A 25,499-nucleotide genomic window follows, 5' to 3' on the forward strand; every position below is an offset into this window, starting at 1 on the left:
TGGCCATCCCGCCCGCCCGCGGAACGACGTTGCCCTTCTTGTTGGCCCTTCTTTTTGGTGACAGGACTGAGATAGCGGAATTGCTCCGCCTGCCAAGGGCGGAGCATCAAAATTCCGGGATCAGCCGGCGAATTTACCGCTGCGTGGGAAGCCCTTCGGCACGGTGCGGCCGGCGGTGGCGCGGTCGGCCAGCCATTCGGCAAGCTCGTCCTTGTTCTTCGTGAAAGTGCGGCCTGCGCTATCTTCCCAGTTCAGGCCATCGGCGATGGCAAAGCAGCGAACGTCAGAAATGCCGCCGTCCTTGTAGCGCTGCAGGCGCACGCCCTTGCCACGCGTCATTTCCGGCACTTGGCTCAGCGGGAAGACCAGCATCTTGCGGTTTTCGCCGACGACCGCGACATGATCGCCGCTCACCGGAACGAGAAGCTTGGTCTCGTGCGGCATCGAGACGTTCATGATCTGCTTGCCCTTGCGGGTATTGGCGACCATTTCCGTTTCCGGAACCACGAAACCATTTCCTTCCGTGGAGACGATCAGCATCTTGCGCGTCTGATCGTGGACGAAGGCGGTCAGAACATCCTGATCGTTTTCCATGTCGATCATGATACGCAAAGGTTCGCCGTGGCCGCGGCCGCCGGGCAGCTTGTCGCCGCCGAGCGTGAAGACCTTGCCACCGGTCGTGACGATCAGGATCTTGTCCGTCGTCTGTGCCGGGAAGGCCACCTTCAGGCCGTCACTTTCCTTGAAGGTCAGGGTCGAAGTATCGGAGATGTGGCCTTTCAGAGCGCGGATCCAGCCCTTGTCCGAGACGACGACGGTGATCGGTTCCTTCTCGATCATCGCGTGCTGAATGGCTTCCTCGTCAGCATCAGGGGCTTCGGCAAACTGCGTGCGGCGACGGCCGACCTCTGTGGCCTTGGCGAATTTCTTCTTCACCTCACCGATTTCCCAGGCGACCGTCTGCCACTGCTTCTCGTCGGAGGCGAGCAGCGCTTCGATATCGGTCTTTTCCCTGGTGAGTTCGTCGTGTTCCTTGCGGATCTCGAATTCTTCGAGCTTGCGCAGGGCACGCAGCCGCATGTTGAGGATCGCCTCGACCTGGTTGTCCGTCAGGTCCCAGCGGGCCATCATCACCGGCTTGGGCTCATCCTCCTCGCGGATGATGCGGATCACCTCATCGATGTTGAGGTAGGCAACCAGCAAGCCACCGAGGATTTCGAGGCGCCTGTCGATGGCGGCAAGACGGAAACGCGAGCGGCGCTGCAGAACGTCGCGACGGTGTGCCAGCCATTCCTTGAGCACTTCGTTCAGCGCCATGACGCGCGGGATCACGCCCATCGACAGGACGTTCATGTTCAGCGGGAAACGGCTTTCAAGCTCCGTCAGCTTGAACATGGATTCCATGAGAATGGTCGGATCGACGGTGCGGCTCTTCGGCACCAGCACGACGCGGATATCCTCGGCCGATTCGTCCCTGATATCTTCCAGCAGCGGCAGCTTGCGGGCGATCAACAGCTCGGCGATCTTTTCGATCAGGCGTGACTTCTGCACCTGGAAAGGAATTTCGGTGACGATGATCTGGTAGCCACCGCGGCCGAGATCTTCCGTCTCCCATTTCGCACGCACGCGAAAACCGCCGCGGCCGGTGCGGTAGCTCTCGATGATGCTTTCTTTATTATCGATGATGATGCCGCCCGTCGGGAAATCCGGGCCGGGGATGAATTCGACGAGCTTCTCGATCGTGGCATCGGGATGCTTGATCAGGTGCAGTGCGGCATCGCAGATCTCATGCACATTGTGCGAGGGAATGGATGTCGCCATGCCGACTGCGATGCCCGAGGAACCGTTCGCCAGAAGGTTCGGGAAGGCGCCGGGAAGAACGATCGGCTCGGAATTGGATTCGTCGTAGGTATCACGGAAATCGACGGCATCCTGGTCGATACCTTCGAGCAGCAACTCGGAGACCGCGGTCATCTTCGATTCGGTGTATCGCATGGCGGCGGGACTATCGCCGTCGATATTGCCGAAGTTGCCCTGCCCGTTCACCAGCGTGTAGCGCTGCGAAAAATCCTGCGCCAGGCGTGCCAGCGCATCATAAATCGACTGGTCGCCGTGCGGGTGGTAATTACCCATCACTTCGCCGACGATCTTTGCGCATTTCCTGAAGGCCGCATTCGGCCGCAGACCCATGTCGTGCATCGCATAGACGATGCGGCGATGAACCGGCTTCAGGCCGTCACGCACGTCCGGCAGCGCACGATGCATGATAGTCGACAACGCATAGCGAAGGTAGCGCTCTTCGAGCGCCGCCTTCAGGTCGACTGGTTGAATATTGTCGCCGTCTCCGCCAGAAGGCGGTAAAATCTCTTGTCCCATAGGTCCTGACTAGCTCAGAAACCCTTGAGGGGCAAGGAATCCGGGCATTCCGGCTGTGGATGACGTCGTCCTGCTGACATGAAAAGCAACAAAAGTATCGCCTGAATTTGGACTTTGTTTGCTGATCCTTTCAACAGAAATTTAGGGGTCTGCAAATATAAGCCGACCGTTACGCAGTAGCTTCATTGCAATATTCAACGGCGCACGCCATCAGGGGGCCTTCTCATGACTTTTTACCGCACAACGCGGCTGATGCTGTCGAGCGCAGCCATCCTTTCATTCGCGAGCTCCGCTTTCGCGCTCGACGGCGACGACCTCCTGAAGAAGATCAATGCTGCCTATAGCCAACAGGGCGGGATGGTCATCGCCGCAGACGGCGTCGATATCGACGGCACGACCGTCACGCTCAAGAACTTCAGCGTCAAGCCGGCCGGCGGCGAAGCGGTCTCCATCGGCGAGGTCACGCTGTCAGGCGTGGAAGAGCAGGATGACGGCAGCTACTATATCGAAGAGGCAGCATTCCCCGACATCAACTCGTCCAAGGACGGCGTAACGGTGAGCGCCGTGGAACTGACGCTTGGCGGCATTTCCGTTCCCGCCCAGCCCGGCGATACCATCGATTCGATGCTGTTTGCCGAGAGCGGCCATACCGGCGCGATCAAGGTGGTCAAGGATGGCACAGAAGTGTTCTCCGTGCTCGAAAGCGACATGAACGCTGTTCTGCGAGAAGATGAATCCGGCTTCGATTTCGACGGCGCGTTCAAGAGCCTGAAGGCCGATCTCAGCCAGGCCGGCGATGATCCGGCGAGCAAGGAAGCTATCGAGAAGCTCGCCCTGCAGCATGTCCAGGGTGACGTCTCCATCAAGGGCGGCTGGGATCTCGAGCCCGGCACGATCGATCTCTCCGAACTTTCGTTCGACTTCACCAATATCGGCAAGCTGAATTTTGGCTTCAAAATCTCCGGTTATACGATGGCGTTCGTGAAGTCGATGCAAGACGCAATTACACAGTCCGAGGCCAACCCGAACAAGGAAGAAGCACAGCAGGCGCTCGGCCTCGCAATGCTCGGTCTTGCCCAGCAGCTAACCTTCGATTCCGCCCAGATCCGTTTCGAGGATGCATCGATTACCAAGCGCGCGCTGGATTATGCCGGCTCGAAGCAGAACGTCTCCGGACAGCAGATGGCGGATTCGCTGAAGGCCATGGCGCCGATCATGCTCGCGCAGCTCAACATTCCGGAACTGCAGAATGCGATCGCAGCTGCCGTCAGCAGCTTCCTCGACAATCCGAAGAGCCTGACCGTGAAGGCCACACCCGACAAGCCAGTCGCCTTCCCGATGATCGTCGGCGCGGCCATGGGCGCACCGAACACGGTGCCGCAGATGCTCGGCGTGAAAGTTTCGGCGAACGACTAAATTCGGTTCCAGCCAACAAAAAAGCCCGGCGAAATATCGCCGGGCTTTTTTTGTTGAGCGACCGCTTCAGTCTTTCTTCTGCGGCGGGATCGGGCGGATCGCCAGTTCGCGCAGCTGAGCGGGCGTTGCCGGGGTCGGCGCGCCCATCAAGAGGTCCTGAGCCTGCTGGTTCATCGGGAAGAGCGAAATCTCGCGCAGGTTCTTCGCGCCGACGAGCAGCATGACGATACGGTCGATACCGAAGGCTGCACCGCCATGCGGAGGCGCTCCATACTGGAAGGCGCGGTAGAGGCCACCGAAACGGTCCTCGACGTCCTGCTGGCTGAGACCGACCTTTTCGAAGGCGGCAACCATGGTTTCCGGCGACTGGTTACGGATCGAGCCCGAGGCGATTTCGAAACCGTTGCAGACGGCATCGTACTGGAACGCCTTGATCGTCAACGGATCCTGGTTCGTGAGCGCATCGAGGCCGCCCTGCGGCATCGAGAACGGGTTGTGGGCGAAATCGACCTTCTTCTCTTCCTCGCTCCATTCGAAGAACGGGAAGTCGACAATCCAGCACAGTTCGAAGCGGTCGCGGTCGACAAGGTTAAGCTCCTCGCCAGCCTTGGTGCGTGCTTCACCGGCAAACTTGTAGAATTTGGCGGGATCGCCGGCAACGAAGAAGCAGGCGTCGCCATCATCGAGGCCGAGCTGCGTGCGGATCGCGTCGGTACGCTCCTCGCCGATGTTCTTGGCAAGCGGACCTGCGCCCTCGAGCTTGTCACCTTCCTTGCGCCAGAAGATATAGCCGAGGCCTGGCTGGCCCGTCGATTGCGCCCAGGCGTTCATACGGTCGCAGAAGGCTCTGGAGCCGCCGGTCTTGGCCGGAATAGCCCAGATCTCGACCTTCGGGTTGGAGGCGATCATACCTGCGAAAACCTTGAAGCCGGAGCCGGCGAAATGCTCGGTCACGGCCTGCATGACGATCGGGTTGCGCAGGTCCGGCTTATCGGAGCCATACTTGCGGATCGCTTCGTCATAGGGGATACGCGGCCATTCCTTGGTGACCGGCTTGCCTTCCGCGAATTCCTCAAAGATCGAGGTCATCAGCGGACCCATCGTGTCCCAGACGTCCTCCTGCTCTACGAAGCTCATTTCCAGGTCGAGCTGGTAGAATTCGCCCGGCAGGCGGTCTGCGCGCGGGTCTTCGTCGCGGAAGCAGGGCGCGATCTGGAAGTAGCGGTCGAAACCGGCGACCATCAGCAGCTGCTTGTACTGCTGCGGGGCCTGCGGCAGCGCGTAGAAAGTGCCGGGATGGATACGGCTCGGCACGAGGAAGTCGCGCGCGCCTTCCGGCGAAGACGCCGTCAGGATCGGCGTCGTATATTCGGTGAAGCCGACATTGCCCATTTCGCGGCGCATGGCGGAAATCACCTGCGTGCGCTTGACGATGTTCTTGTGCAGCGTTTCGCGGCGAAGATCGAGGAAGCGGTACTTGAGGCGAACGTCTTCCGGATAGTCCGGCTCGCCGAAGACCGGCAGCGGCAGTTCCTTGGCGGCGGAGAGGACTTCGATCTCCTGCGCGTATAGCTCGATTTCGCCGGTCGGCATGTTCTTGTTGACGGTATCTTCTGTGCGGGCCTTCACCAGGCCGTCGATGCGGATGACCCATTCGCCGCGAACGGTCTCTGCCTGTTTGAAGGCAGGCGAATCCGGGTCGGCAACGATCTGCGTCGTGCCGTAGTGGTCGCGAAGGTCGATGAACAGCAAGCCGCCATGATCTCGAACACGATGGACCCAGCCGGAAATACGGACATTCGAGCCGACGTCCGACTTGCGAAGAGCGGCGCATGTGTGGCTGCGGTAGCGGTGCATGATCTCAATTCCTGGCATTTGGCTTAAGACGGCGGCATGGCCGAGACCTGCGGCGCCGACAAGAAAATCGGGCGGAAAAGCGCATGGACGCTCTGATTTGTCAAGACTTGGCGCAGCCTACGGGCCGTTTGCTCCCTCGTTTCCGAAGGAGTTGGGGGCTCCCGCTGCGGCAGTTTGGCCGAACGCGGCATATTGATGAAGACGATAGTCAACTTTAAAAGGGGATATCATCCAAGACGGAGCCTGCCGATGCCCCTCCTCACACGCCGCAATCTGCTCAAAGCTTCCGCCGTCGCCGGTGCCTATGGCGCGGGCATGGCGATTGCCGGGCGGTTCGGACTGGCGGAAGCAGCACCGGAGCTGCGTGTGCTGACGGCGCGGAAGACCGAGGCGCAGATCATTGATGGCGCGCCAACGCGGGACATCATGACATGGGGCGATGACGGCCTGCCGCCGGTGCTGCACATGCCGCGCGGCAAGCCCTATGCGGCGCGGTTGACCAACAGCCTCGATGAGCCGACGACAATCCACTGGCACGGGCTGCGCATCGACAACAAGATGGACGGCGTGCCCTTCATGACGCAGCCCTACGTCTATACCAATGACAGCTTCGACTATCTCTTCACGCCACCGGATGCCGGCACCTTCTGGTATCACCCGCACTGCAACACGCTGACCCAGATGGGCCACGGCATGACGGGTGTGCTTGTCGTCGAAGATCCGTCCGATCCCGTCTTCGATGCGGAAGTCGTGCTCAACCTGCGCGACTGGCGGCTCGGCGGTGACGGGCAGTTCATTGCTCCCTTCCGGCCACGCGATGCGGCAAAGGCCGGCACATATGGCACGGTGCGCACGGCAAACTGGCATCAGGAGCCGAAATATGATGCGCCTGCGGGCGGGCTGATCCGCCTGCGCATCGCCGTCACCGATGTGACCCGCATCCTCCAGCTGAAGATGGAAGGCGCCGATGCGACAGTCATCGCCATCGACGGCAATCCGGTGCCGAAGCGCTTCCCGCTGGATCTCCTGCAGATTGGACCGGGGCAGCGGCTCGACCTCGCCGTTCGAATGCCGAACAGCGAAGGCGCGGTTGCAACGCTGGAAGACATTCGCGGCACGACGCCGAAAGTGGTCGCGCGTCTCCGTGCCACCGGGCAATCGTTGAAGCGCAATATCGGCGATCTCGGCGCGCTCACGGAAAATCCGGTGCCCAAGGCCGATCTCTCTTCTGCGGAAACAATCCCGCTCGTACTGTCCGCCACCGCAGAGAACGCGGCGGTCGAAAGTATCTGCGGCACGCTCGGCTACAGTTTCTGGGCCATCAACAAGGTGCCGTGGCCGGGCGATACGCCCGACCCGACGGCGCCGCTCGCCGAATTGAAGCTCGGCAAGAGCTACGTCTTCAACCTGGAAAACGTCACACCTCACACGCACCCGATCCATCTGCACGGCATGAGCTTCACCGTCATTTCATCCTCGACGCGCGAGGTGATGCCGCTCGTTTCGGACACCTACCTCATCCAGCCGGACGAAAAGGTGCAGCTTGCCTTCGTCGCCGACAATCCCGGCGACTGGATGCTGCATTGCCATATCATCGAGCACCAGAAGACGGGCATGACGAGTTATGTGCGAGTAGTTTGACGCCGCATGAGCAAGCTTGACGAAGGCTAAGCTCGCTCGCCGTATTGACATCTCCGTTCGAAAGGGGAAGGAAGACTAACCGACCTCTTCCTTGCGAATGAATTGATATGATCGAAACCACCGCCGATCTGGCGGCCGCCTGCAAAGAGCTGGCCAAGTCCGATTTCATTACCATCGATACGGAATTCCTGCGTGAGACGACCTTCTGGCCGGAGCTGTGCCTGATCCAGATGGCGAGCCCGACGGTGGAGGTGCTGGTCGATCCGCTGGCGAAGGATATCGATCTTGCGCCCTTCTTCGAGCTGATGGCCAATCCTGATGTGCTGAAGGTATTTCATGCTGCGCGACAGGACATTGAAATCATCTTCAATCGCGGAAACCTGATCCCTCACCCGATCTTCGATACGCAGGTCGCCGCCATGGTCTGCGGTTTCGGCGACAGCGTTTCCTACGACCAGCTGATCAGCCGCACCAAGAACGTCCATATCGACAAGTCCTCGCGCTTTACCGACTGGAGCCGCCGGCCGCTGTCCGACAAGCAGCTCGAATATGCGCTGGCCGACGTCACCCATCTGCGCGACGCCTACCTCTACCTCAAGGCGGAGCTGGAGCGCGAAGGCCGCGCTTCCTGGCTGCGCGAGGAAATGGACGTTCTGGAATCGCGCGAGACCTACGACATCCATCCAGACGACGCCTGGCAGCGGCTGAAGCTGCGGCTGCGCAAGCCCCAGGAACTGGCGATCCTCAAATATGTCGCCGCCTGGAGGGAGCGCGAGGCGCGGTCGCGCAACGTGCCGCGCTCGCGGGTGCTGAAGGACGATGCGATCTACGAGATCGCCCAGCAGCAGCCGAAGGATACCGAGGCGCTCGGTCGCCTGCGCACGATCCCGAAGGGCTGGGAGCGTTCGGCTACCGGAGGGGCGGTGCTCGAAGCGGTTAATACCGCGCTTGCCCTGCCACGCTCCGAAATGCCGCATGTGCCGCGCCAGGCGCAGCCACCGGAAGGCGCTGCGGCGGCCGTCGAGCTTCTCAAGGTGCTGCTCAAGCTGATTTCCGAAAAGCACGGCGTAGCGCCCAAGGTGATCGCCAACAGCGACGACCTGGACAGGATTGCGGCTGAGGGCGAAACGGCCGATGTCGCGGCCATGAACGGTTGGCGGCGCGATCTTTTCGGCGAGCCGGCGCTGCAGCTCATCCGCGGCGAGATCGCCCTGCGCTTTGCCGGCCGCAAGGTCGAGACCGTCGCTCTGCAGGAGTGAATCCGAAATCTCTTGACCACCGCCCCGCGCCGGAAACAATAGCCGAATGAAGTGCTTCTGCGAAAGGGCGGAATGAGAGAGATATCCTCGGCGCAGAACTGGATCCTGATTACACTCGTCCTGGCACTCAGCGGCGTGGTCTATGATTTGTACTTCTTTACGGGGCAGACACCCGTTATCGGAGCGATCTTCGCGCTTTTCATCGGCATGCCGATCCTCACCTTCGAGCGTAAGGTGTTTCTACGCGGCCTCTATCGGCGCATTCAGAGGCTGCCGACCCTTCTCTTCATCATCTCCGAGCTTGTGATCTACGAAATCCTGATGAGCATCGGCTTTGCGGCGGCCGGTTTCCTCCTCGCAGTGCTCGGCGTGCTGAAGCCGCCGAAAATGATCGACGTGCTGATCATGCCGTTCGATGTTTTCCTCTACGCACTTGCCGTCTGCGCCACGCTGATCTTCCTGCTCAGGGTGCGCGAATTGCTGGGGCGCGAAGTCTTCGTCAGCATGCTGATCAGCCGCTACCGCAGACCGGTGAAGGAAGAACGCGTCTTCCTGTTCATCGATCTCGCCGAGTCCACCGCCTTTGCGGAAAAGTATGGTGACCTGCGCGCGCAGCAGCTTCTGAGTTCGCTGTTTGCCGCCTTCGCCGAGCCGGTGCGGCGTCACAAGGGCCTGATCAACGACTATGTCGGCGATGCCGCGATTATCACCTGGCCTTTAGCGCGCGGCGTCAAGGATGCGCGCTGCGTACGCTGCCTCTTCGATATTCTCGCCGACATCGAAGCCAATGCGGCCAGCTGGAAGAAGAGCTATGGCCATGTGCCCAAACTGAGGGCGGCACTTCACGGCGGCTTCATCATTACAGCCGAAGTCGGCGTCGATCATCACAAGATCAGCTTCTTCGGCGATACGGTGAACACTACCTCGCGGCTGGAGTCGCTCTGCCGGACGCTGAACCGGCCGGTGCTGATCTCCGCCGAGCTTGCCCAGCGCATGACGCTGCCTGAGGAGATCGTCGGCGAAAACCTCGGCAATCACGCCGTGCGCGGCCGCGGCCAGGGGCTGGATGTCGTCGCACTTTCCTCTCGCGCAGTGACCGTTCTCAAGCAGCCTGCCAGCCTCAGGCGCGGTTGAGCCGGGGCTTTATGCACCCGTCACCAAAGCTTCACCCAATCGTCAATGTGCCGACATGAATGCCCTGCTAAGCGGATGGCGCTTTTGCACTCCGTTCTATGGGGACATCATGAAGAACGTTCTTTTTGCTTCCGTATCACTTTTCATGCTCGTCACAGGCTCTGCCTCCGCCGACCAGCAGCTTTTCCCGGCGAAGCTCGCCGGCCAGGCCATCCTGCCTGCCAACACGCTGACCCCGGCTCCGGCCGATGCACCGGCCTTCCTGAAGACCTCCGGCAAGTTCACCACTCCGGACCGCAAGCGCACCGAAAAGCTTGGCACTGTCGACGGCAAGGACGGCGCCCGCGTCACCGACGTCAAGCTGCCGCTCGACGGTCAGCCGATCCAGGGCTTTTCCGGCATCAAGACCATGCCCGATGGCACCTTCTGGACGCTCTCCGACAACGGCTTCGGCTCGAAGTTCACTTCCTCCGACTCCATGCTGTTCCTGCATCAGCTGAAGTTCGACTGGAACGCCAACAAGGTTGACGTCGTCAAGAACATCTTCCTGTCCGACCCAAACAAGATCGCTCCGTTCCCGATCGTCACGGAAGCCTCCGACACCCGTTATCTCACCGGCGCTGACTTCGACATCGAATCCGTACAGCCGGTTGCCGACGGCTTCTGGCTCGGCGACGAATTCGGTCCCTATTTGCTGAAGATCGATACCGAAGGCCGCCTGACCGACGTGATCCCCACCACGCTCGATGGCAAGCCGGTCCTGTCCCCCGACAATCCGCTGATCCAGCTCCCGGGCAATCCGGCCGCCAAGAACCCGGTCTTCAACCTGAAGCGCTCCGGCGGCTTCGAGGGCCTGGCCATGTCGAAGGACGGCTCCAAGCTCTACGGCCTGCTCGAAGGCGCCATCTACGTTGATGGTCAGGTGGAATCGGTTGACGGCCACACTGCCATCCGCGTCATCGAATTCGACGTCGCCTCCAAGAAGTGGACGGGCCGCAGCTGGCTCTATCCGTTTGAAGACAAGGGTGCTTCGATCGGCGACTTCAATATGCTCGACGAATCCACCGCTCTCGTCATCGAGCGCGACAACGGCGCCGGTACGAAGGACAAGGCTTGCGCCGATCCCAAGCAGCCGAAGCCGGATTGCTTCGAAGCTCCGGCCGAGCTGAAGCGCGTCTACAAGATCGAGTTCAACGACGCCAACGTCGGCAAGGCAGTCCGCAAGATCGGCTATATCGACCTCCTGAACATCCAGGATCCGGACAACAAGAAAAAGGCCGGCGATATCGCTGGCGTTTACAACATGCCGTTCGTGACGATCGAAAACGTCGACCGCGTCGACGCCACCCACATCATCATCGGCAACGACAACAACCTGCCGTTCTCGGCCGGCCGCGCTGTCAACAAGGCCGACAACAACGAGTTCAGCATCCTCGAAGTTGGCGAGTTCCTGAACGCGAAGTAATTCGGTTTTGGTGTGAGATTGAGAGGGTGGTGCGAAAGCGCCGCCCTTTTTTGTTTCCCGATGCCAGAGAAGGCCTATTCGAACCGGAACGCCAGCCGCTTGTTGGTCAGCTTCGACAATTGCTGCAGGCGGCCATCCAGCCGCTCGCCGGCGAAGTCGTGGTACTCGTGCGGCACCACGAATTCCAGATCGAGATCAGATGACAAAGCCTTGCGGAAGGTCAGGTTGCGCACGATGCCCGGCATGGAGGCCGAGAACAGGTAGACGACGCGCAGTATGCCGCCGAGCAGTTTGGCGCGGTCGACGAATTGCGGACCGGCGATCGAAGCGAGCGGCGCCGTGGAGCCATCATCGTGCAGGCCTTCGAAGCGATAGTAATTGGTCAGGGCAATGAAGGCACGGCCGGGGTGGCTGATGCCGACGAAGGACGAGTGGGCAATGACGTTGAGCGCCTGAGCGCCGCGATAGTCGGGATGGGCGCGCCAGCTGATATCGGCAAGCAGGCAGGCTGCCTGACGGTAGCGGCTTTCCTCGTCGGTTTCCTGAACGCCGAAGAACGGCATCATACGGCCGGTCCAATCGGCCAGCTCGCGGGCATGTTCCGGAGAGCGGGCGCGCAGGATGGCAAGCTCGCCGGCAGCGGCCAGCAGCGGATCGGTGCGGCGTTCGGATTCGGACAGCAACGAATAGAGATAACCTTCGCGCACACCCTGCGCGGAGAAGGAGATCACCGAAGGCTTCATGGCATTCAGCACTTCCTTCATGGCGATGGCGCCGAAGGGCAGCAGCGAACGGCGGTGCTTGGAAACGGCCTGCAGAGCCGGTTCCTTGGAATCCTTGGCCATGACGACCTGATCCAGGAATTGCGTCATGCCCTCGAGGGAGACCTCGTAGCCCTGCATCATGTGCAGTGGATAACGGGTAATCTCCATGTGCAGCTTGGCGATATTTCGCCAGGTGCCGCCGACAGCATAGAAGGTTCGCCCTTCCCCCTTGGAGAGAAGCTTGGCAGTCTTGACCTGCTTGCGGGCAAAAGCGCGCGCCTTGGCGAGCGAGCCACCGGCATATTCGGACAGGCGCAGGCCGCCAAGCGGCAGGGTAATACCGCCGCTGACATCCTTGCCCCTGATATCGATCAGTTCCAGAGAGCCGCCGCCGAGGTCGCCAGCAATGCCATCGGCTTTGTAGAAACCGCTGATAATGCCGAGCGAAGCGAAACGTGCTTCTTCCTCGCCGGATAGTATACGGATGTGCCGCTGCAGGATCGTTTCGGCCTGATGGATAAAATCAGGCCCGTTGCTCGCCTCGCGCGCGGCAGCCGTCGCCAACACATACATGGTGGCGGCGCGCGCCTGATCGGAGAGAGCCTTGAAACGATGAAGGGCCTGAAGCGCCCGTGCGACGCTTTCCTCATCCATCTTGCCCGTGAGGGCTATGCCCTTGCCGAGACCGCAGAGAACCTTTTCATTGAAGAGAATGGTCGGCGAACGAGACAAGCCTTCGTAGACGACCAGACGGATGGAGTTCGATCCGATATCGACAACGGAGACCGGGGCGATACCCGGAAGTCGCCCCTGGGCTTCAGATTCAACCATTAGGTCCAGTTTACTTGTTGTTCCGGCCTTCAAGCAGACCGGCGATCAGCTTCGGCGCACTCGATTTCAGAGCTTCACCACGGCCGGACAGGCTGGGATTGGTCATGAAATACTGCTGCGCATTAAACGGTTCTTCGCCCTTACGCACTTCCATGCGCCGTGACGTACCGTCGGGCAATATCTCGTAGCTTTGTTGATTGTCAATCACGTTGCCGAGCATAATCTGTGACAAAACCTGCTCGTGAACGGTCGGATTCGTCAGCGGAACGAGCGTTTCGACACGGCGATCGAGGTTTCTCGGCATCATGTCCGCCGAGCCGATATAGACCAGAGCCTTATCGGACGGCAGGCCATAACCATTGCCGAAGCAGAAGATGCGGCTATGCTCGAGGAAACGACCGATGATCGATTTCACACGGATCCTGTCGGAAAGACCAGGCACCAGGGGACGCAGGCAGCAGATACCGCGCACGACGAGATCGATCTCGACGCCGGCACGGCTAGCTGTATAGAGCGCGTCGATGATATCGGGGTCGACAAGCGAATTCATCTTCATCCAGATCGCCGCCGGGCGACCGCTGCGGGCATGTTCGATCTCTTCATTGATGTGTCGAATGATGCGCGAACGCAGCGTGTAAGGCGACACGGCAAGCTGCATCCCCTCTTCCGGCTCACCGTAACCGGTGATGAAGTTGAAGATGTTCGCCATGTCGTGGGCGATGACAGGGTTGCAGGTGAAGAAGGACAGGTCGGTATAGATCTTCGCTGTGATCGGATGGTAGTTGCCGGTGCCAAGGTGGCAGTAGGTTCGCAGCTTGCCTTCTTCACGGCGCACCACAAGCGACATCTTGGCGTGGGTCTTGAGCTCGATAAAGCCGAAGACGACCTGCACGCCGGCCCGTTCAAGGTCGCGCGCCCAGCGGATGTTGGCCTCTTCGTCGAAACGCGCCTTGAGCTCGACCAGCGCCGTCACCGACTTTCCGGCCTCTGCGGCATCGACAAGAGCACGCACGATCGGACTGTCGTTCGATGTACGGTAAAGCGTCTGTTTTATCGCCAGGACGTCAGGATCATGCGCAGCCTGGATAAGGAACTGCACCACCACGTCGAAAGATTCGTAGGGATGGTGGACCACCATGTCCTTTTCTCGGATGGCGGCGAAGCAATCACCGGCGTGTTCACGGACGCGTTCCGGAAATCGGGCATTATAAGGCGGAAAACGCAGATCGTCGCGCGGCGCCTTGGTGATTTCAGAGAGCGTGTTCAGCGCCAGCAAGCCCGGCAGAACGGCAACGCGATTGTCCGGGATGCTGAGCGCCTGGACCACGAACTGGCGCAGCGAGGCCGGCATTTCGGAATCCGTCTCGATGCGGATGACCTTGCCGCGGCGGCGGCGCTTCAGTGCGGTTTCAAAGAAGCGGACGAGATCTTCGGCCTCTTCTTCGACTTCGATATCGCTGTCTCTGATAACGCGGAAGGTGCCCGAGCCCTGCACCTCGTAACCTGGATAGAGCCGGTGGATGAAGATGTTGGCGACGTCTTCCAACGTAATATAGCGGATCGTGTTGCGGTCATCGGGCAGGCGAACGAAGCGATCGAGCGCCGGCGGCAGGCGCAGCAGCGCCGTCATCGGCTCACGGCCGCTTCGGCTGATGAGTTGCAGGCCGATCGAGAAGCCGAGGTTCGGAATGAACGGGAACGGATGGGCCGGATCGATGGACAGCGGCGTCAGCACCGGGAAGATCGATTGCTCGAACTCGTTTGCCAGCCACTGGCGATCGGCATCGCTCAACGCACCCGGACGCACGATCAGGATGTCTTCCTTGGCGAGGTATTGTTGCAGGACGGCAAGCGAGGCCTGCTGCTCCATCTGCAGATGGTCGATTTCGCTGAGGATCGAGTCGAGCTGCTCTGCGGGCGTACGGCCATCCGGGCTCTTGACGACGATGCTCTGGCGCACCTGGCCTTCGAGGCCGGCAACGCGCACCATGAAAAATTCGTCAAGGTTGGCGGCCGAGATCGACAGGAAGCGCACGCGCTCAAGGAGCGGATGCTCAGTATTCAGCGTCTCTTCAAGGACACGTCGGTTGAACTGCAGCCAAGAGAATTCTCTGTTGATGAAGCGCTCGGGGCTGGAGAGAAGCTGCTCCAGCGGCGGCAGGTCTGCATTGTTGTCCGGAGTGGGTTCCTGATGTTCCTGATATGCGCTGTCCATGGTCCACTCACCCCGCTTGCAATCGCTTTTGGCGAATATATCAGTTTCACGACGGAACTGTGACAGTCAATCGCCGGAGCCGGAATTACCCAATTCATTCAATACTTCGGCAGCGAGAGTACGGGTAATTCTTGTGCCTCTGGAAAGCGCCAGCCGATCGAGCCTTTCGACAATCGTCTGGGCGGCGTTGAGCGACCGCTCCATGCGATTGACGATATAAAGGACGAGTTTGTCATCTATATAAAGCTGCCGGTCGGCAAAGAGCTTGACGATGACCTGCGACAGCAATTCTTCGTCGGGTTCGCCGATCTCCACGACCGTCGCGGCCTTCAGGCGCGAGCGCAGATCGGGCAGCGTGACCGGCCAGGACATGGGCCAGAGGCGGCTTGTCATCAAAAGGCTGGTGCCGTTTTCCCGCACGCTGTTGATGACATGGAAGAGCGAGGCGTCATCGAAGCCTGTCCGGTCGACATCCTCGAACAACACGGGGCCGTTGGTGGCCGCAACTGCTGCTTCGGAACCAGCCGTGGGATGGATGAGTTCCGCCCCGCTCAATTCCCTCCAGATGCCGGCGAGATGCGATTTGCCGGAGCCGACAGGACCGGCAAGGATGACGACCGGCGATGGCCAGTTCGGCCAGGCATCGACGATCGAAATCGCGGCAGCGAGACGCTCCGACATCAGGAGGTCGTCGCGGCCGGTTGCAGCGTCATGCGAAAAGGCCAAGGGAAGCTGTTCTCCGGCCTTGCGCTTCGGATCAGCGTTCTTCACGTCATTCATCGGAAACAGAGTTCGTCTTCCCGGCCCGGCCGCTCGGCAACCTGCCATAGTAGAGATCGCTTTGAAGGTAGCGCGAAAGCGCAAAGCGGACAAGAACGCCGACGGCAGCAGCGGCCGGCACCGCGATCAGCAGGCCGACGAAACCAAAGAGCGCGCCGAAGGCAAAGAGCGCGAACATCAGCCAGACGGGATGCAGGCCGACGCTCGAGCCGACGAGCTTCGGCTGGAGGATGTTACCTTCGAGGAACTGGCCGCTGAAGAAGACGGCAAGAACAGCGATGATCCAGATATAATCCGGCCAGAACTGGACGATCGCCACACCGATTGCCAGCACAAGCCCAACCATCGAACCAACATAAGGGATGAAGCTTATCATGCCGACGAAAAGGCCGATAAGCAGGCCGAAATTCAGGCCGACGATCGAGAGGCCAGCAGCGTAATAGATGCCGAGGATGAGGCAGAGCGAACCCTGCCCTCTGATAAAGCCGGCAATCGCCTGATCCATCTCCCTGGCGATCTGGCGGACGTCTTTCACATAATTGCGCGGAACCCATTCATCGACCTTGGAGACCATGCGGTCCCAATCGAGCAATATATAGAAGGCGACAACCGGGGTGATGACGAGCAGCGAGATGACGTCGACGATCGCCTTGCCGGAATTCCATATCTGGCCAAAGAGCCCCGTCAGGAAACCCATGCCTTCCGACAGGATGGTCGAGAAATTATTCTTGATGGTGCCAAGCTGGCTTTTGATCCAGCCGGGCAACACGGAATCCTGATAGTCCGCGATGAATTGCTGCAACTGGGTGATGTAGCCCGGCAGGCGCTGGGCGAAATCGTTGAACTGGTTGATGAGCACGGGAATGAGGATCATCAGCGCCAGTGCAAAGACGATGACGAAGGCTACCAGGATGACGATGGTCGCCATCAGGCGGCTCAAGCCCAGCCGCTCCAGCCTGTCGGCCACCGGATCGAGAAAATAGGCGATCGTCATGCCGGCAATGAAGGGCAGCAGGATCGAGCTGAAGATGTAAAGGAAGGCGACGAAGAAGAGCAGAACCGTCGCCCAGAAGATGACCTGGCGCTTCAATATCGTTCCGCTGACCTGTTGTGGCATCGCTTCCCCGCTGCTCGCTCGCCCCTGCCCATGCCGCTTTAGAACGACCCTGGCCGCTCCAGCACATAGGATGGAGGCGCAAAGATGGTCAACCCTGTTGCACCGAATCCGGAAAGCGTGCTGGGAAGAACTGGAAATTGGGGGCTTTTCCCATGCAACGCTTGCATAAAGCGCCCTCTCATGCAATTGCGACCGGCATGTGACGCGGTCTCGTCCGCAGCGTTAAAAAACCTCCGGAGATCAGCATGAGCCAGTCTGGAAAAAACGGCCTGACCTATAGCGACGCAGGCGTCGACATCGATGCCGGCAACCTGATGGTGGAAAAGATCAAGCCAGCCGTGCGCTCGACGCGCCGCCCGGGCGCAGACGGAGAGATCGGCGGCTTCGGCGGTCTCTTCGACCTCAAGGCTGCCGGTTTCACGGATCCCGTGCTGGTCGCCGCCAATGACGGCGTCGGCACGAAACTGAAAATCGCCATCGATGCCGACTATCATGACACTGTTGGCATCGATCTCGTCGCCATGTGCGTCAACGATCTCGTCGTGCAGGGCGCAGAGCCGCTGTTCTTCCTCGACTATTTTGCGACCGGCAAGCTCGATCCCGATCAGGGTGCCGCGATCGTCGGTGGCATTGCTGCCGGCTGCCGCGAGGCGGGCTGCGCGCTGATCGGCGGCGAGACGGCCGAAATGCCGGGCATGTATTCCTCAGGCGATTATGATCTCGCCGGCTTTGCAGTGGGTGCGGCCGAACGCGGTAAGCTGTTGCCGTCGGGCGATATCGCCGAGGGCGACGTTATTCTTGGCCTTTCCTCATCCGGCGTCCACTCCAACGGCTTCTCGCTGGTGCGCAAGATCGTCTCGCTTTCCGGCCTCGGCTGGGATGCACCGGCACCGTTTGCCGAAGGCAAGAAGCTCGGCGAAGCACTGCTGACGCCGACCCGCATCTATGTGAAGCCGCTTCTGAAGGCGATCCGTGAGACGGGCGCGCTGAAGGCGCTGGCGCATATCACCGGCGGCGGCTTCCCGGAGAATATTCCGCGCGTGCTGCCGAAGCATCTTGCAGCCGAAATCGATCTCTCAGCCGTCAAGGCGCCCGCCGTCTTCTCATGGCTTGCCAAGACCGGTGGCGTCGAGGCCACGGAAATGCTGCGAACCTTCAACTGTGGCATCGGTATGATCGTCGTCGTTGCCGAAGAGAATATTGCCGCCGTTTCCAAGGCGCTTGAAGCCGAAGGCGAGACGGTCGTCACGCTCGGCCGCATGGTCGCCCGGGCCGAGGGCGCAGCCGGCACGATCTACAAGGGCACGCTCGCCCTATGAGTTCGCCGCGCAAACGCACTGTCGTCTTCATTTCCGGCAGCGGCTCCAACATGATGGCGCTGGTGCAGGCGGCAAAATCGGCCGATTATCCGGCCGAGATCGTTGGCGTGATCTCCGACAAGGCAGATGCGGGCGGGCTTGCCAAGGCGGCCGCCGAGGGTATTCCCACCTTCGCCTTCGTGCGCAAGGACTATGCGAGCAAGGACGAACACGAGGCGGCGATCCTTGCCGCGCTCGACGCGCTTTCGCCCGACATCATCTGCCTTGCCGGTTATATGCGGCTGCTTACAGGCGCCTTCATCCAACGTCACGAAGGCCGGATCATCAATATCCACCCTTCCCTGCTGCCGCTTTTTCCGGGACTGCATACGCATCAGCGGGCGATCGACGCCGGCATGCGGATCGCCGGCTGCACCGTGCATTTCGTCACCGAAGGCATGGATGAAGGCCCTGTCATCGGCCAGGCGGCCGTACCGGTACTGACAGGCGATACCGCCGATGCGCTGGCCGGACGCGTGCTGACCATCGAGCACCAGCTTTATCCGCAGGCGCTCAAGCTCTTTGCCGAAGGCAAGGTGAAGATGGAAGGCGGCAAAGCAATCGGGGCGACAGCTTCCGCCGCCGCCCCTAAATCCCAGCTCATTTCGCTGATCGCCGACTGACGCTTCAACTTCAGGCCGCAAGGGCCTGAAGCGGATGCAGGGTGCCGTCGCTGTAGACGAACTGGCCGCCGCGGAACGTGGCGCGGATGCGATGCACGTCGCCCGGCTCGATCACCACCATATCGGCGCGCTGGCCGATGGCGATCTCGCCGCGATCCATCAGGCCGGCGGAACGCGCCGCGTTTGATGTCGCCATCGCGACCGCGGCCGGAAGACCGCCCTCGACGGTTTCTGCCAGCTTGAAGATGCCGGGCACGAAAGCCGCTGGATGATAGTCGGCGGCAATCACGGTCAACAGACCGGCCTTTGCGGCATCGAGCGCGCTCAGATTGCCGGACATGGACTTGCCGCGCAGTGCGTTCGGGGCACCCATCAGCGTCCAGAGACCACGGCGGCGGGCTTCCTCGGCCGCCGGCAGCGTCACCGGGAATTCGCTGATGGTGACGCCGAGATCGAACATTTCGATGACCTTCTCGACGCTGTCATCGTCATGCGAGGCGAGCGAGAGGCCATGCTTCTTCGCAAGCGCGACGATGTCCTTCAGCTTGGCGTCGATCTCGGGATTGTCACGCATGGCGATGCGCTTGGCGACAACTTCGGCGGCCATTTCCTCGGATATGGCGCGGCGCTCGGAAATGCTCTGGATATAGCTCTTGATGTCATTGTACTGGCCCTGCCCCGGCGTGTGGTCGGTCAGCGAGACCATGTCGATATGGCCGGCTTCCAGCAGGCGCTCCAGAGTCGGCGCCGCACCGATATTGGTAATCTCGTAGCGGGCATGGACGCGGTGATCGATCAGCAGATTGTCGCGTAGCGTGTTGATGCCTTCGATGACGGCCGACGTCGTCTCCAGCGAGCGGACGTGGCCGTAGACGCTTTCCGTCGCAAAGGAGACGGCGGCGAAGGCCGTGGTCACGCCGGCAGCCGCGAGCTTCTTGTCCAGTTCGTGGATGCCGAAATCGATCGGCATATGAGCGTTCGGGCGTGGCGCGATCTCGCGCTCGATCATGTCGCCGTGCAGATCGACGAAACCCGGCATCAGCAGGCGTCCGCCGCCGTCGATCACGGCATCGGCGACCGGCTCTGGCCGGATCTCGACGATCACACCGTCTTCGATCCGCACAGAACCTTCGCTCACAACCTCGTTGGGCAAAACGAGGGTGAAATTACCGAGCCACATGGGCTTTCTCCTGACCGCATCCGATGATTGTTAAAGGGCAGCGCTTAGTCTCGCATCATGACAATTGCATGAAGAATTCCCAGAAACTCAGCCAAGGCGAATGTATGGGCAGACATCGCGTCGCACGCCGAGCGATCAGCCGGAAAGCAGGCCCTTGTTCGCCAGAATCCACTGCAGCAGCATGATCGTCTTGAGATCGATGATCTCGCCCTTTTCGATCATCGCGACAGCCTCCGGCAGCGGTATTTCCAGCACCTCGATATCCTCGTGCTCCTCCGCCAGACCGCCGCCGTCGGATGTGCGGTCGGCAGTATCGATTGCCGCTGCAAAGAAATGCACGACCTCGGTGATGGAGCCTGGAGCCGTGTAAGATTTGAACAGGAAGCGGACGTCACGAATCGTATAGCCGGTCTCTTCCATCGCCTCGCGGCGGATGGCGGCTTCGGGTTCGTCTCCGTCGAGCAGGCCGGCCGGGACTTCGATCATCCACGCTGGGTCGCCATTCACGTGGGCCGGCAGGCGAAACTGCTTCACCAGAACGACGACATCGCGCTTGCGATCGTAGAGCAGGATGCAGGCGGCCGGCGTGCGGTGATAGACCTCACGCGGAAGGCGATGGGTATCACCCTTCCGGTCGGTATAGTCGAGCTGGTAGCCGACCAGCTTCGTCCAGCCGTCGGACAGGATTTCCTTGCCGACGATTTCCACTTTTGCCTTAGATTGCGTCATATGACGTCCTTGCGAAGCCAGACCTTGTTGTCGTGGACGGCCGCGCCGCCATAGGGCGCCACGGGATCGGCGCCGGTGAGAACGTTGATGCCTTCGCCATCGACATGCGCCTTGTTGGGCCAGAGGCCCTCGGCAATCAGCACGCCAGGTTTAACCTCTGTCGTCACGCGGGCATGAATGCGCAGGTCGCCGCGCACATTGCCGATATGGACGAGATCGCCATTGTCGACGCCATTGGCTTCGGCATCGGCGGGATTGATCATCACTTCCGGGCGACCTTCCTTCTGGCGCGACGTCTTGGTTTCCGAAAAGCTCGAATTCAGGAAGTTGCGCGCCGGCGAAGTCGCCAGGCGGAAAGGATGCTCGGGATCGGCAAGCTCGATGACGTCGACCTGATCCGGGAACGGCGGCAGCTCTGCATAGGGGCCGAGCGTACCGACGGAAGCCGGCGGCTTGTTCGGGGCGGGACCGTTCACCCAGTCCGGCCGGAAATGAAACTTGCCGTCGGGATGAGCGAAACCATCAAGATAGTGTGCTTCCTCGAAGGCCGGCTGGCGGTCGAACCATTTATGTTCGAGGAAATGGTCGTAGTCCGGCAGGTTGCTCGCGGCCAGAACGCGGTCGACCATCTCACGCGCCGTGAAGCCGAAACCGGGGCGATCGGCGACACTGAGACGTTTTGCCAGTTCTTCGATGACGAAGAGGTTGGTGCGCACGGTCCGTGGCGGTTCGACGAGTTTGGGGCCGAGCAGGATGTGGTTCTGGCCGCCGGCGCGGTAGATGTCGTCATGCTCGACGAACATGGTGGCGGGAATGACGATATCGGCCATTTCGGCCGTCTCGGTCATGAACTGCTCGTGGACGGCAACGAAAAGATCGTCGCGCGCAAAGCCGCGCTTCACCAGCCGCTGTTCCGGGGCGATATTCACGGGATTGGTGTTCTGGATCAGCAGGGCGGTGACCGGGCCGCGGTGGCGAAGTGCGACGGCATCGCCCGTCAACGCCCGGCCGATCTGCGACTGGTCGATCATCCGGATATCGGCATCCTTCATCGACTTGCCGGTCAGCTCCGCATTGTTCATGCGGAAGATATCGCTGTTGGAATGGAAGGCGCCGCCGCCCTCATATTGCCAGGAGCCGAGTACTGTGGCGACGGAGGCAGCCGCATGCATGGCGACCGCGCCATTGCGCTGGCGGGTGAATCCGTAGCCGAGACGGAAGAAGGTCTTCTTCGTCGTGCCGACGAGCTTGCCGAAGGCTTCGATCTCCTCGACAGACAGGCCTGTGATCGCGGCCGCCCATTCCGGCGTCTTTGACGTCAGATGCGTTTCGAGGCCGGCGGGATCGTCGGCATATCTGGCCATGTAATCGCGGTCGGCATAACCGTCGCGGAAGGCAATGTGCATGACGGCACAGGCAAGTGCTGCATCGGTACCGGGCTTGACGATCAGGGCCATGTCGGCCTGTTTCATCGTCGGATTGTCGTAGATGTCGATGACGACGATCTTCGCGCCGCGTTCCTTGCGCGATTTGATTGCGTGGGTCATCACATTGACCTGCGTGGCGACCGCATTGGTGCCCCAGATGACCACGCAGTCGGTGCGCGCCATCTCGCGAGGGTCGGGCCCACGCAACATGCCGGTCGCCATGGTGAAGCCGGTCCAGGCGGGGTTGGTGCAGATCGAGGAGAAGAAGCCGGAATAGCGCTTGGCGTGGCGCAGGCGCTCGATCGAGTCGCGCTGCACCCAGCCCATGGTGCCGGCGTAGAAGTAGGGCCAGATGGCTTCGCTGCCATCCTTCGCCTCGGACTTCACGAAGGCTTCGGCAATCTCGTCCAGCGCGTCGTCCCAGGAGATCTGCTGCCATCGCCCTGCCCCCTTGGCGCCGGTGCGCCGCAGCGGATGCATGAGACGATCCGGATGGTAGAGCCGCTCGGCGTAACGGGCGACCTTGGCGCAGATGACACCTGACGTATAAGAATGATCGTTGGCGCCCCTGATACGGCCGATGCGGCCGTCTTCCGTAAGATCTATCTCCAGTGCGCAGGTGGAGGGACAGTCGTGCGGACAGGCCGTGTGACCGATCCGGGATTTGGCGTGGATGGGGGTCGCAATGTTCATGCGATTTCTATATGCCAAGGCTCGACCGCCCAAAAGGCACAAAAACTCCCAATGATCCGAATTCATAACAGGCATCAGCGAAAATGAACTATCGCCACATCTACCATGCAGGCAATTTTGCCGATGTCCTGAAGCATGCAGTGTTGGCACGGCTGATCCGTTACATGCAAAAAAAGGATGCGGGCTTCCGGGTGCTCGACACGCATGCCGGCATCGGCCTCTACGATCTCTCCTCCGAGGAAGCGCAGAAGACCGGCGAATGGCATGATGGCATCGGCAAGCTCCTGGAAATCGATCTCGGTCCGCAGGTCTCGGAGCTTCTGGAGCCGTATCTCTCTGCAGTCCGCGAACTGAACCCGCAGGGTGGCCTGCGCTTCTACCCCGGCTCGCCGAAGCTTGCCCGTATGCTCTTTCGCCCCCAGGACCGGCTTTCGGCGATGGAGCTGCACCCGGAGGATTTTGTCCGGCTGCATCGCGTCTTCGAAGGCGATCATCATGCGCGCATCACCGAACTCGACGGCTGGCTGGCGCTCGGCGCGCATCTGCCGCCCAAGGAAAAGCGCGGCATCGTGCTCGTCGATCCCCCTTTCGAGGAGGATGGCGAATATGAACGACTGGTGGATGGCTTCGCCAGGGCCTACCGGCGTTTTCCTGGCGGCACCTATTGCCTCTGGTATCCGCTGAAGAAAGGCGCGCCGATCAAGGAATTCCACGACGCTCTACAGGCGACGGACATTCCGAAGATCCTCTGCGCCGAACTTGCCGTGCGCAGTGATCGCGAGACGACGGGCTTGACCGGCTCGGGCCTCATCATCGTCAATCCGCCCTTCACGCTGAAGGACGAGCTGCACCAGTTGCTGCCGGCCCTGAAAGACCATCTGGCGCAGGACCGTTTCGCCTCGCAGCGTGCCTTCTGGCTGCGCGGCGAAACGAAGCCCACCAAGGCCGACTGACCGTTCCCCGGCGCTCGGGATAGTCCGGCGCCATCTGTATTTCCAAAAGGTGCCTCATGAAGCTTCTCTGCTCCCCGACCTCCCCTTTCTCCAGCAAGGTGTGCATGGCAGCGCGCCATCTCGACCTTGGGATTACGGAGATCCGGGTTGATACGAATGCGGGACCGGCGATTCTCGTGGACAACAATCCGCTCGGCAAGATCCCGACACTGCTGACGGATGACGGTGTTTCCATCTTCGACAGCATCGCCATCATGCATTATTTCGACCGGCTGACGAAGGGCGCGCTCTATCCTTCCAAGAAGGGCAAGCGCACCGATGCCGAAGTGCTGGAAGCGCTATGCGACGGCGTCTGCGACTGCCTGCTGGCGATCGTCTACGAACGTCGCTTCCGCGATGAAGAAAAGGTGCATCAGCCCTGGATCGACCGTCAATGGAAGAAGGTCGCTACTGCGCTGAACTACCTGGCGGCCAATACGCCGAAGCTGGGCAAGAGGCTGCATGGCGGGCATTTCGCACTCGCCGCCACGATCGGCTACCTCGACCTGCGCTTCAAGGGCCAGTGGGAAGAAGACCATGCCGAGCTGATCGGCTGGCTGAGAGAATTCGAAAAGAAGTTCGACGGCTACGAACAGCTGAAGCCGCACAGCTGAGAAATCTGCAGGACCTGAGAGGCCTGCGATCGACCCAGAAAAAAAGCCGGGCTTTGTGCCCGGCTTTTTTCGTGTTCGGTATGTCCATATCAGAACTTGACGCCGATACCGACCTTGACGCTGTTTTCGTCGAAACCGCGCGAAACGCTACCGGAGTTGAGGTTGTAGTCCTTGTCCTGATAGTCGGTGTAGCGGTATTCGAGGCGCGTCGTGATGTTGTTGGTCACGAAGGCTTCCACACCGGCGCCGACCGTATAGCCATAGGCTGTCTTGCTGTCGGAAGACGTGCCGTCGGAAACCTTGGTATCGGCGAGCGCCAGACCTGCGGTACCATAGAGCAGGAACGGGTTCAGGTCATAACCGACGCGGCCACGGACGGAGCCGTTCCAGCCGGTCTTGTTCTTGATGCCGCCCTGGGTGACGTCTGCATCGCCATAACCGAGATCGGCTTCAGCGCCGTAAACGATCTGACCCTGCTGGAAATTGTAACCGGTGAAGAGCTGACCGCCCCAATCATAGGTGTTGCGGTCGGAACCGAAGCTGCCCGCGTTATAGGTCGCGGCGCCACCGAGGTAGAAGCCCTGCCAGTTGTTGACCGGAGCTGGGGTGTCCTCAGCGACCGGTGCCTGCGGGATCTGATCCACGGCATCGGCTGCCTGGGCTACCGAGAAACCGCCAACGGCGAGAGCGGAAGCCATGAGGCCAGCAAAGAGTATACGCATACTTGTCTCCTTTCAGTCCCGCGCGCTCGTCAACTTAAACTTCGGCGAAGCATTCACGGGGGATTACTAAATGTCCCTTCCGGTTCGAGAGTGAAATTGGAATGCAAATGCGGATTTGAAAGAGCCAAATTGTGATATCATTGTGGCTCTGCGGCGGCGAAAATTCGATGTTGCTTGACTGCAACATACCATTTATTAAGGATAATATTCAGTTAAACTTACAATACCTATTTTAATAAATTGCGATCGCAAATAATACATAGAATATCCGAGCCTCACAGGCAATGCTTTCGGCCTATTTATATA

19 protein-coding genes are annotated in these 25,499 nt (G+C 60.4%); 9 read left to right on the forward strand and 10 right to left on the reverse strand.

Features of this window, described 5'->3' with window-relative positions; genetic code table 11:
* Window positions 1-120 precede the first annotated feature (120 nt).
* On the reverse strand, window positions 121-2,376 hold the full coding sequence (gene parC / locus AC1DUP_RS12465; RefSeq protein WP_477832794.1) for a DNA topoisomerase IV subunit A: 2,256 nt from the start codon (window positions 2,374-2,376) through the stop codon (window positions 121-123).
* Window positions 2,377-2,601: 225 nt separating this feature from the next.
* Between parC and AC1DUP_RS12470 the strand changes: the two genes are divergently transcribed.
* Window positions 2,602-3,792: a hypothetical protein gene (locus AC1DUP_RS12470; protein WP_477832795.1), complete on the forward strand. Its 1,191-nt coding sequence runs from the start codon at window positions 2,602-2,604 to the stop codon at window positions 3,790-3,792.
* A 66-nt stretch (window positions 3,793-3,858) separates the two neighbouring features.
* Here the strand turns inward: AC1DUP_RS12470 and aspS are convergent, their stop codons facing one another.
* On the reverse strand, window positions 3,859-5,649 hold the full coding sequence (gene aspS / locus AC1DUP_RS12475) for an aspartate--tRNA ligase (RefSeq protein WP_113295280.1): 1,791 nt from the start codon (window positions 5,647-5,649) through the stop codon (window positions 3,859-3,861).
* Window positions 5,650-5,898: 249 nt separating this feature from the next.
* On the opposite strand from aspS, the gene AC1DUP_RS12480 reads away from it, so the two are divergent.
* From AC1DUP_RS12480 to AC1DUP_RS12495, 4 genes are all read left to right on the forward strand, one after another.
* Window positions 5,899-7,290, forward strand: a complete 1,392-nt coding sequence (locus tag AC1DUP_RS12480; protein ID WP_477832796.1) for a multicopper oxidase family protein — start codon at window positions 5,899-5,901, stop codon at window positions 7,288-7,290.
* Between the two features lie 107 nt (window positions 7,291-7,397).
* Complete coding sequence (gene rnd, locus AC1DUP_RS12485) at window positions 7,398-8,549, forward strand: ribonuclease D (RefSeq protein WP_113295277.1); 1,152 nt, start codon at window positions 7,398-7,400, stop codon at window positions 8,547-8,549.
* 72 nt (window positions 8,550-8,621) lie between these two features.
* On the forward strand, window positions 8,622-9,683 hold the full coding sequence (locus AC1DUP_RS12490; RefSeq protein ID WP_113509110.1) for an adenylate/guanylate cyclase domain-containing protein: 1,062 nt from the start codon (window positions 8,622-8,624) through the stop codon (window positions 9,681-9,683).
* 109 nt (window positions 9,684-9,792) lie between these two features.
* Window positions 9,793-11,148 carry an esterase-like activity of phytase family protein gene (locus tag AC1DUP_RS12495; RefSeq protein ID WP_477832797.1) on the forward strand — a complete coding sequence of 452 codons (1,356 nt, stop codon included), beginning with the start codon at window positions 9,793-9,795 and terminating at the stop codon, window positions 11,146-11,148.
* 74 nt (window positions 11,149-11,222) lie between these two features.
* Here the strand turns inward: AC1DUP_RS12495 and ppx are convergent, their stop codons facing one another.
* From ppx to AC1DUP_RS12515, 4 genes are all read right to left on the reverse strand, one after another.
* The gene (ppx, locus tag AC1DUP_RS12500) at window positions 11,223-12,743 is read right to left on the reverse strand and encodes an exopolyphosphatase (RefSeq protein ID WP_113295274.1); all 1,521 of its coding nucleotides are present in this window, start codon (window positions 12,741-12,743) and stop codon (window positions 11,223-11,225) included.
* 10 nt (window positions 12,744-12,753) lie between these two features.
* A complete protein-coding gene (locus AC1DUP_RS12505) occupies window positions 12,754-14,958 on the reverse strand; it encodes an RNA degradosome polyphosphate kinase (RefSeq protein WP_113295273.1) in 2,205 nt (734 codons plus the stop codon).
* A gap of 66 nt (window positions 14,959-15,024) precedes the next feature.
* Window positions 15,025-15,738, reverse strand: a complete 714-nt coding sequence (hdaA, locus tag AC1DUP_RS12510; protein ID WP_477832798.1) for a DnaA regulatory inactivator HdaA — start codon at window positions 15,736-15,738, stop codon at window positions 15,025-15,027.
* On the reverse strand, window positions 15,731-16,855 hold the full coding sequence (locus AC1DUP_RS12515) for an AI-2E family transporter (protein ID WP_113295271.1): 1,125 nt from the start codon (window positions 16,853-16,855) through the stop codon (window positions 15,731-15,733). The genes hdaA and AC1DUP_RS12515 overlap by 8 nt, the downstream gene beginning before the upstream one ends.
* Window positions 16,856-17,100: 245 nt before the next feature.
* Between AC1DUP_RS12515 and purM the strand changes: the two genes are divergently transcribed.
* Both purM and purN read left to right on the forward strand, forming a co-directional pair.
* Complete coding sequence (purM, locus tag AC1DUP_RS12520; protein WP_115035374.1) at window positions 17,101-18,174, forward strand: phosphoribosylformylglycinamidine cyclo-ligase; 1,074 nt, start codon at window positions 17,101-17,103, stop codon at window positions 18,172-18,174.
* Window positions 18,171-18,836 (forward strand): phosphoribosylglycinamide formyltransferase, encoded by a 666-nt coding sequence (gene purN / locus AC1DUP_RS12525; RefSeq protein ID WP_113295269.1) that lies wholly within the window; start codon window positions 18,171-18,173, stop codon window positions 18,834-18,836. Before purM ends, purN begins: the two co-directional genes overlap by 4 nt.
* 10 nt (window positions 18,837-18,846) lie before the next feature.
* Here purN and AC1DUP_RS12530 read toward each other — a convergent pair whose 3' ends face one another.
* The 3 genes from AC1DUP_RS12530 to AC1DUP_RS12540 form a co-directional block, all read right to left on the reverse strand.
* Entirely contained in the window at window positions 18,847-20,016 is a 1,170-nt protein-coding gene (locus AC1DUP_RS12530; RefSeq protein WP_113295268.1) for an alpha-D-ribose 1-methylphosphonate 5-triphosphate diphosphatase, read from the reverse strand.
* A 135-nt stretch (window positions 20,017-20,151) separates the two neighbouring features.
* Entirely contained in the window at window positions 20,152-20,745 is a 594-nt protein-coding gene (locus tag AC1DUP_RS12535; protein ID WP_477832799.1) for an NUDIX domain-containing protein, read from the reverse strand.
* A complete protein-coding gene (locus AC1DUP_RS12540) occupies window positions 20,742-22,931 on the reverse strand; it encodes a molybdopterin-containing oxidoreductase family protein (protein ID WP_477832800.1) in 2,190 nt (729 codons plus the stop codon). The genes AC1DUP_RS12535 and AC1DUP_RS12540 overlap by 4 nt, the downstream gene beginning before the upstream one ends.
* 17 nt (window positions 22,932-22,948) lie before the next feature.
* On the opposite strand from AC1DUP_RS12540, the gene AC1DUP_RS12545 reads away from it, so the two are divergent.
* Window positions 22,949-23,818, forward strand: coding sequence for a 23S rRNA (adenine(2030)-N(6))-methyltransferase RlmJ (locus AC1DUP_RS12545; protein ID WP_477832801.1), 870 nt, complete (start codon window positions 22,949-22,951; stop codon window positions 23,816-23,818).
* Window positions 23,819-23,874: 56 nt separating this feature from the next.
* Window positions 23,875-24,471, forward strand: coding sequence for a glutathione S-transferase (locus tag AC1DUP_RS12550; protein WP_113509101.1), 597 nt, complete (start codon window positions 23,875-23,877; stop codon window positions 24,469-24,471).
* 89 nt (window positions 24,472-24,560) lie between these two features.
* On the opposite strand, the gene AC1DUP_RS12555 is transcribed toward AC1DUP_RS12550, so the two are convergent.
* Window positions 24,561-25,193 carry an outer membrane protein gene (locus AC1DUP_RS12555; protein ID WP_113308414.1) on the reverse strand — a complete coding sequence of 211 codons (633 nt, stop codon included), beginning with the start codon at window positions 25,191-25,193 and terminating at the stop codon, window positions 24,561-24,563.
* Window positions 25,194-25,499: the final 306 nt, after the last annotated feature.

It is taken from the genome of Rhizobium sp. 01L419 (assembly GCF_056400025.1).

What these genes read in the sequence shown, in the direction of transcription:
- hdaA (WP_477832798.1), bottom strand. Translation starts at nt 15,738, where the DNA reads ATGAATGACGTGAAGAACGCTGATCCGAAGCGCAAGGCCGGAGAACAG.
- AC1DUP_RS12550 (WP_113509101.1), top strand. Translation starts at nt 23,875, where the DNA reads ATGAAGCTTCTCTGCTCCCCGACCTCCCCTTTCTCCAGCAAGGTGTGC.
- AC1DUP_RS12515 (WP_113295271.1), bottom strand. Translation starts at nt 16,855, where the DNA reads ATGCCACAACAGGTCAGCGGAACGATATTGAAGCGCCAGGTCATCTTC.
- AC1DUP_RS12540 (WP_477832800.1), bottom strand. Translation starts at nt 22,931, where the DNA reads ATGAATTCGGATCATTGGGAGTTTTTGTGCCTTTTGGGCGGTCGAGCC.
- AC1DUP_RS12530 (WP_113295268.1), bottom strand. Translation starts at nt 20,016, where the DNA reads ATGTGGCTCGGTAATTTCACCCTCGTTTTGCCCAACGAGGTTGTGAGC.
- AC1DUP_RS12490 (WP_113509110.1), top strand. Translation starts at nt 8,622, where the DNA reads ATGAGAGAGATATCCTCGGCGCAGAACTGGATCCTGATTACACTCGTC.
- aspS (WP_113295280.1), bottom strand. Translation starts at nt 5,649, where the DNA reads ATGCACCGCTACCGCAGCCACACATGCGCCGCTCTTCGCAAGTCGGAC.
- AC1DUP_RS12470 (WP_477832795.1), top strand. Translation starts at nt 2,602, where the DNA reads ATGACTTTTTACCGCACAACGCGGCTGATGCTGTCGAGCGCAGCCATC.
- ppx (WP_113295274.1), bottom strand. Translation starts at nt 12,743, where the DNA reads ATGGTTGAATCTGAAGCCCAGGGGCGACTTCCGGGTATCGCCCCGGTC.
- AC1DUP_RS12495 (WP_477832797.1), top strand. Translation starts at nt 9,793, where the DNA reads ATGAAGAACGTTCTTTTTGCTTCCGTATCACTTTTCATGCTCGTCACA.
- purN (WP_113295269.1), top strand. Translation starts at nt 18,171, where the DNA reads ATGAGTTCGCCGCGCAAACGCACTGTCGTCTTCATTTCCGGCAGCGGC.
- rnd (WP_113295277.1), top strand. Translation starts at nt 7,398, where the DNA reads ATGATCGAAACCACCGCCGATCTGGCGGCCGCCTGCAAAGAGCTGGCC.
- AC1DUP_RS12505 (WP_113295273.1), bottom strand. Translation starts at nt 14,958, where the DNA reads ATGGACAGCGCATATCAGGAACATCAGGAACCCACTCCGGACAACAAT.
- AC1DUP_RS12545 (WP_477832801.1), top strand. Translation starts at nt 22,949, where the DNA reads ATGAACTATCGCCACATCTACCATGCAGGCAATTTTGCCGATGTCCTG.
- AC1DUP_RS12555 (WP_113308414.1), bottom strand. Translation starts at nt 25,193, where the DNA reads ATGCGTATACTCTTTGCTGGCCTCATGGCTTCCGCTCTCGCCGTTGGC.
- AC1DUP_RS12480 (WP_477832796.1), top strand. Translation starts at nt 5,899, where the DNA reads ATGCCCCTCCTCACACGCCGCAATCTGCTCAAAGCTTCCGCCGTCGCC.
- parC (WP_477832794.1), bottom strand. Translation starts at nt 2,376, where the DNA reads ATGGGACAAGAGATTTTACCGCCTTCTGGCGGAGACGGCGACAATATT.
- AC1DUP_RS12535 (WP_477832799.1), bottom strand. Translation starts at nt 20,745, where the DNA reads ATGACGCAATCTAAGGCAAAAGTGGAAATCGTCGGCAAGGAAATCCTG.
- purM (WP_115035374.1), top strand. Translation starts at nt 17,101, where the DNA reads ATGAGCCAGTCTGGAAAAAACGGCCTGACCTATAGCGACGCAGGCGTC.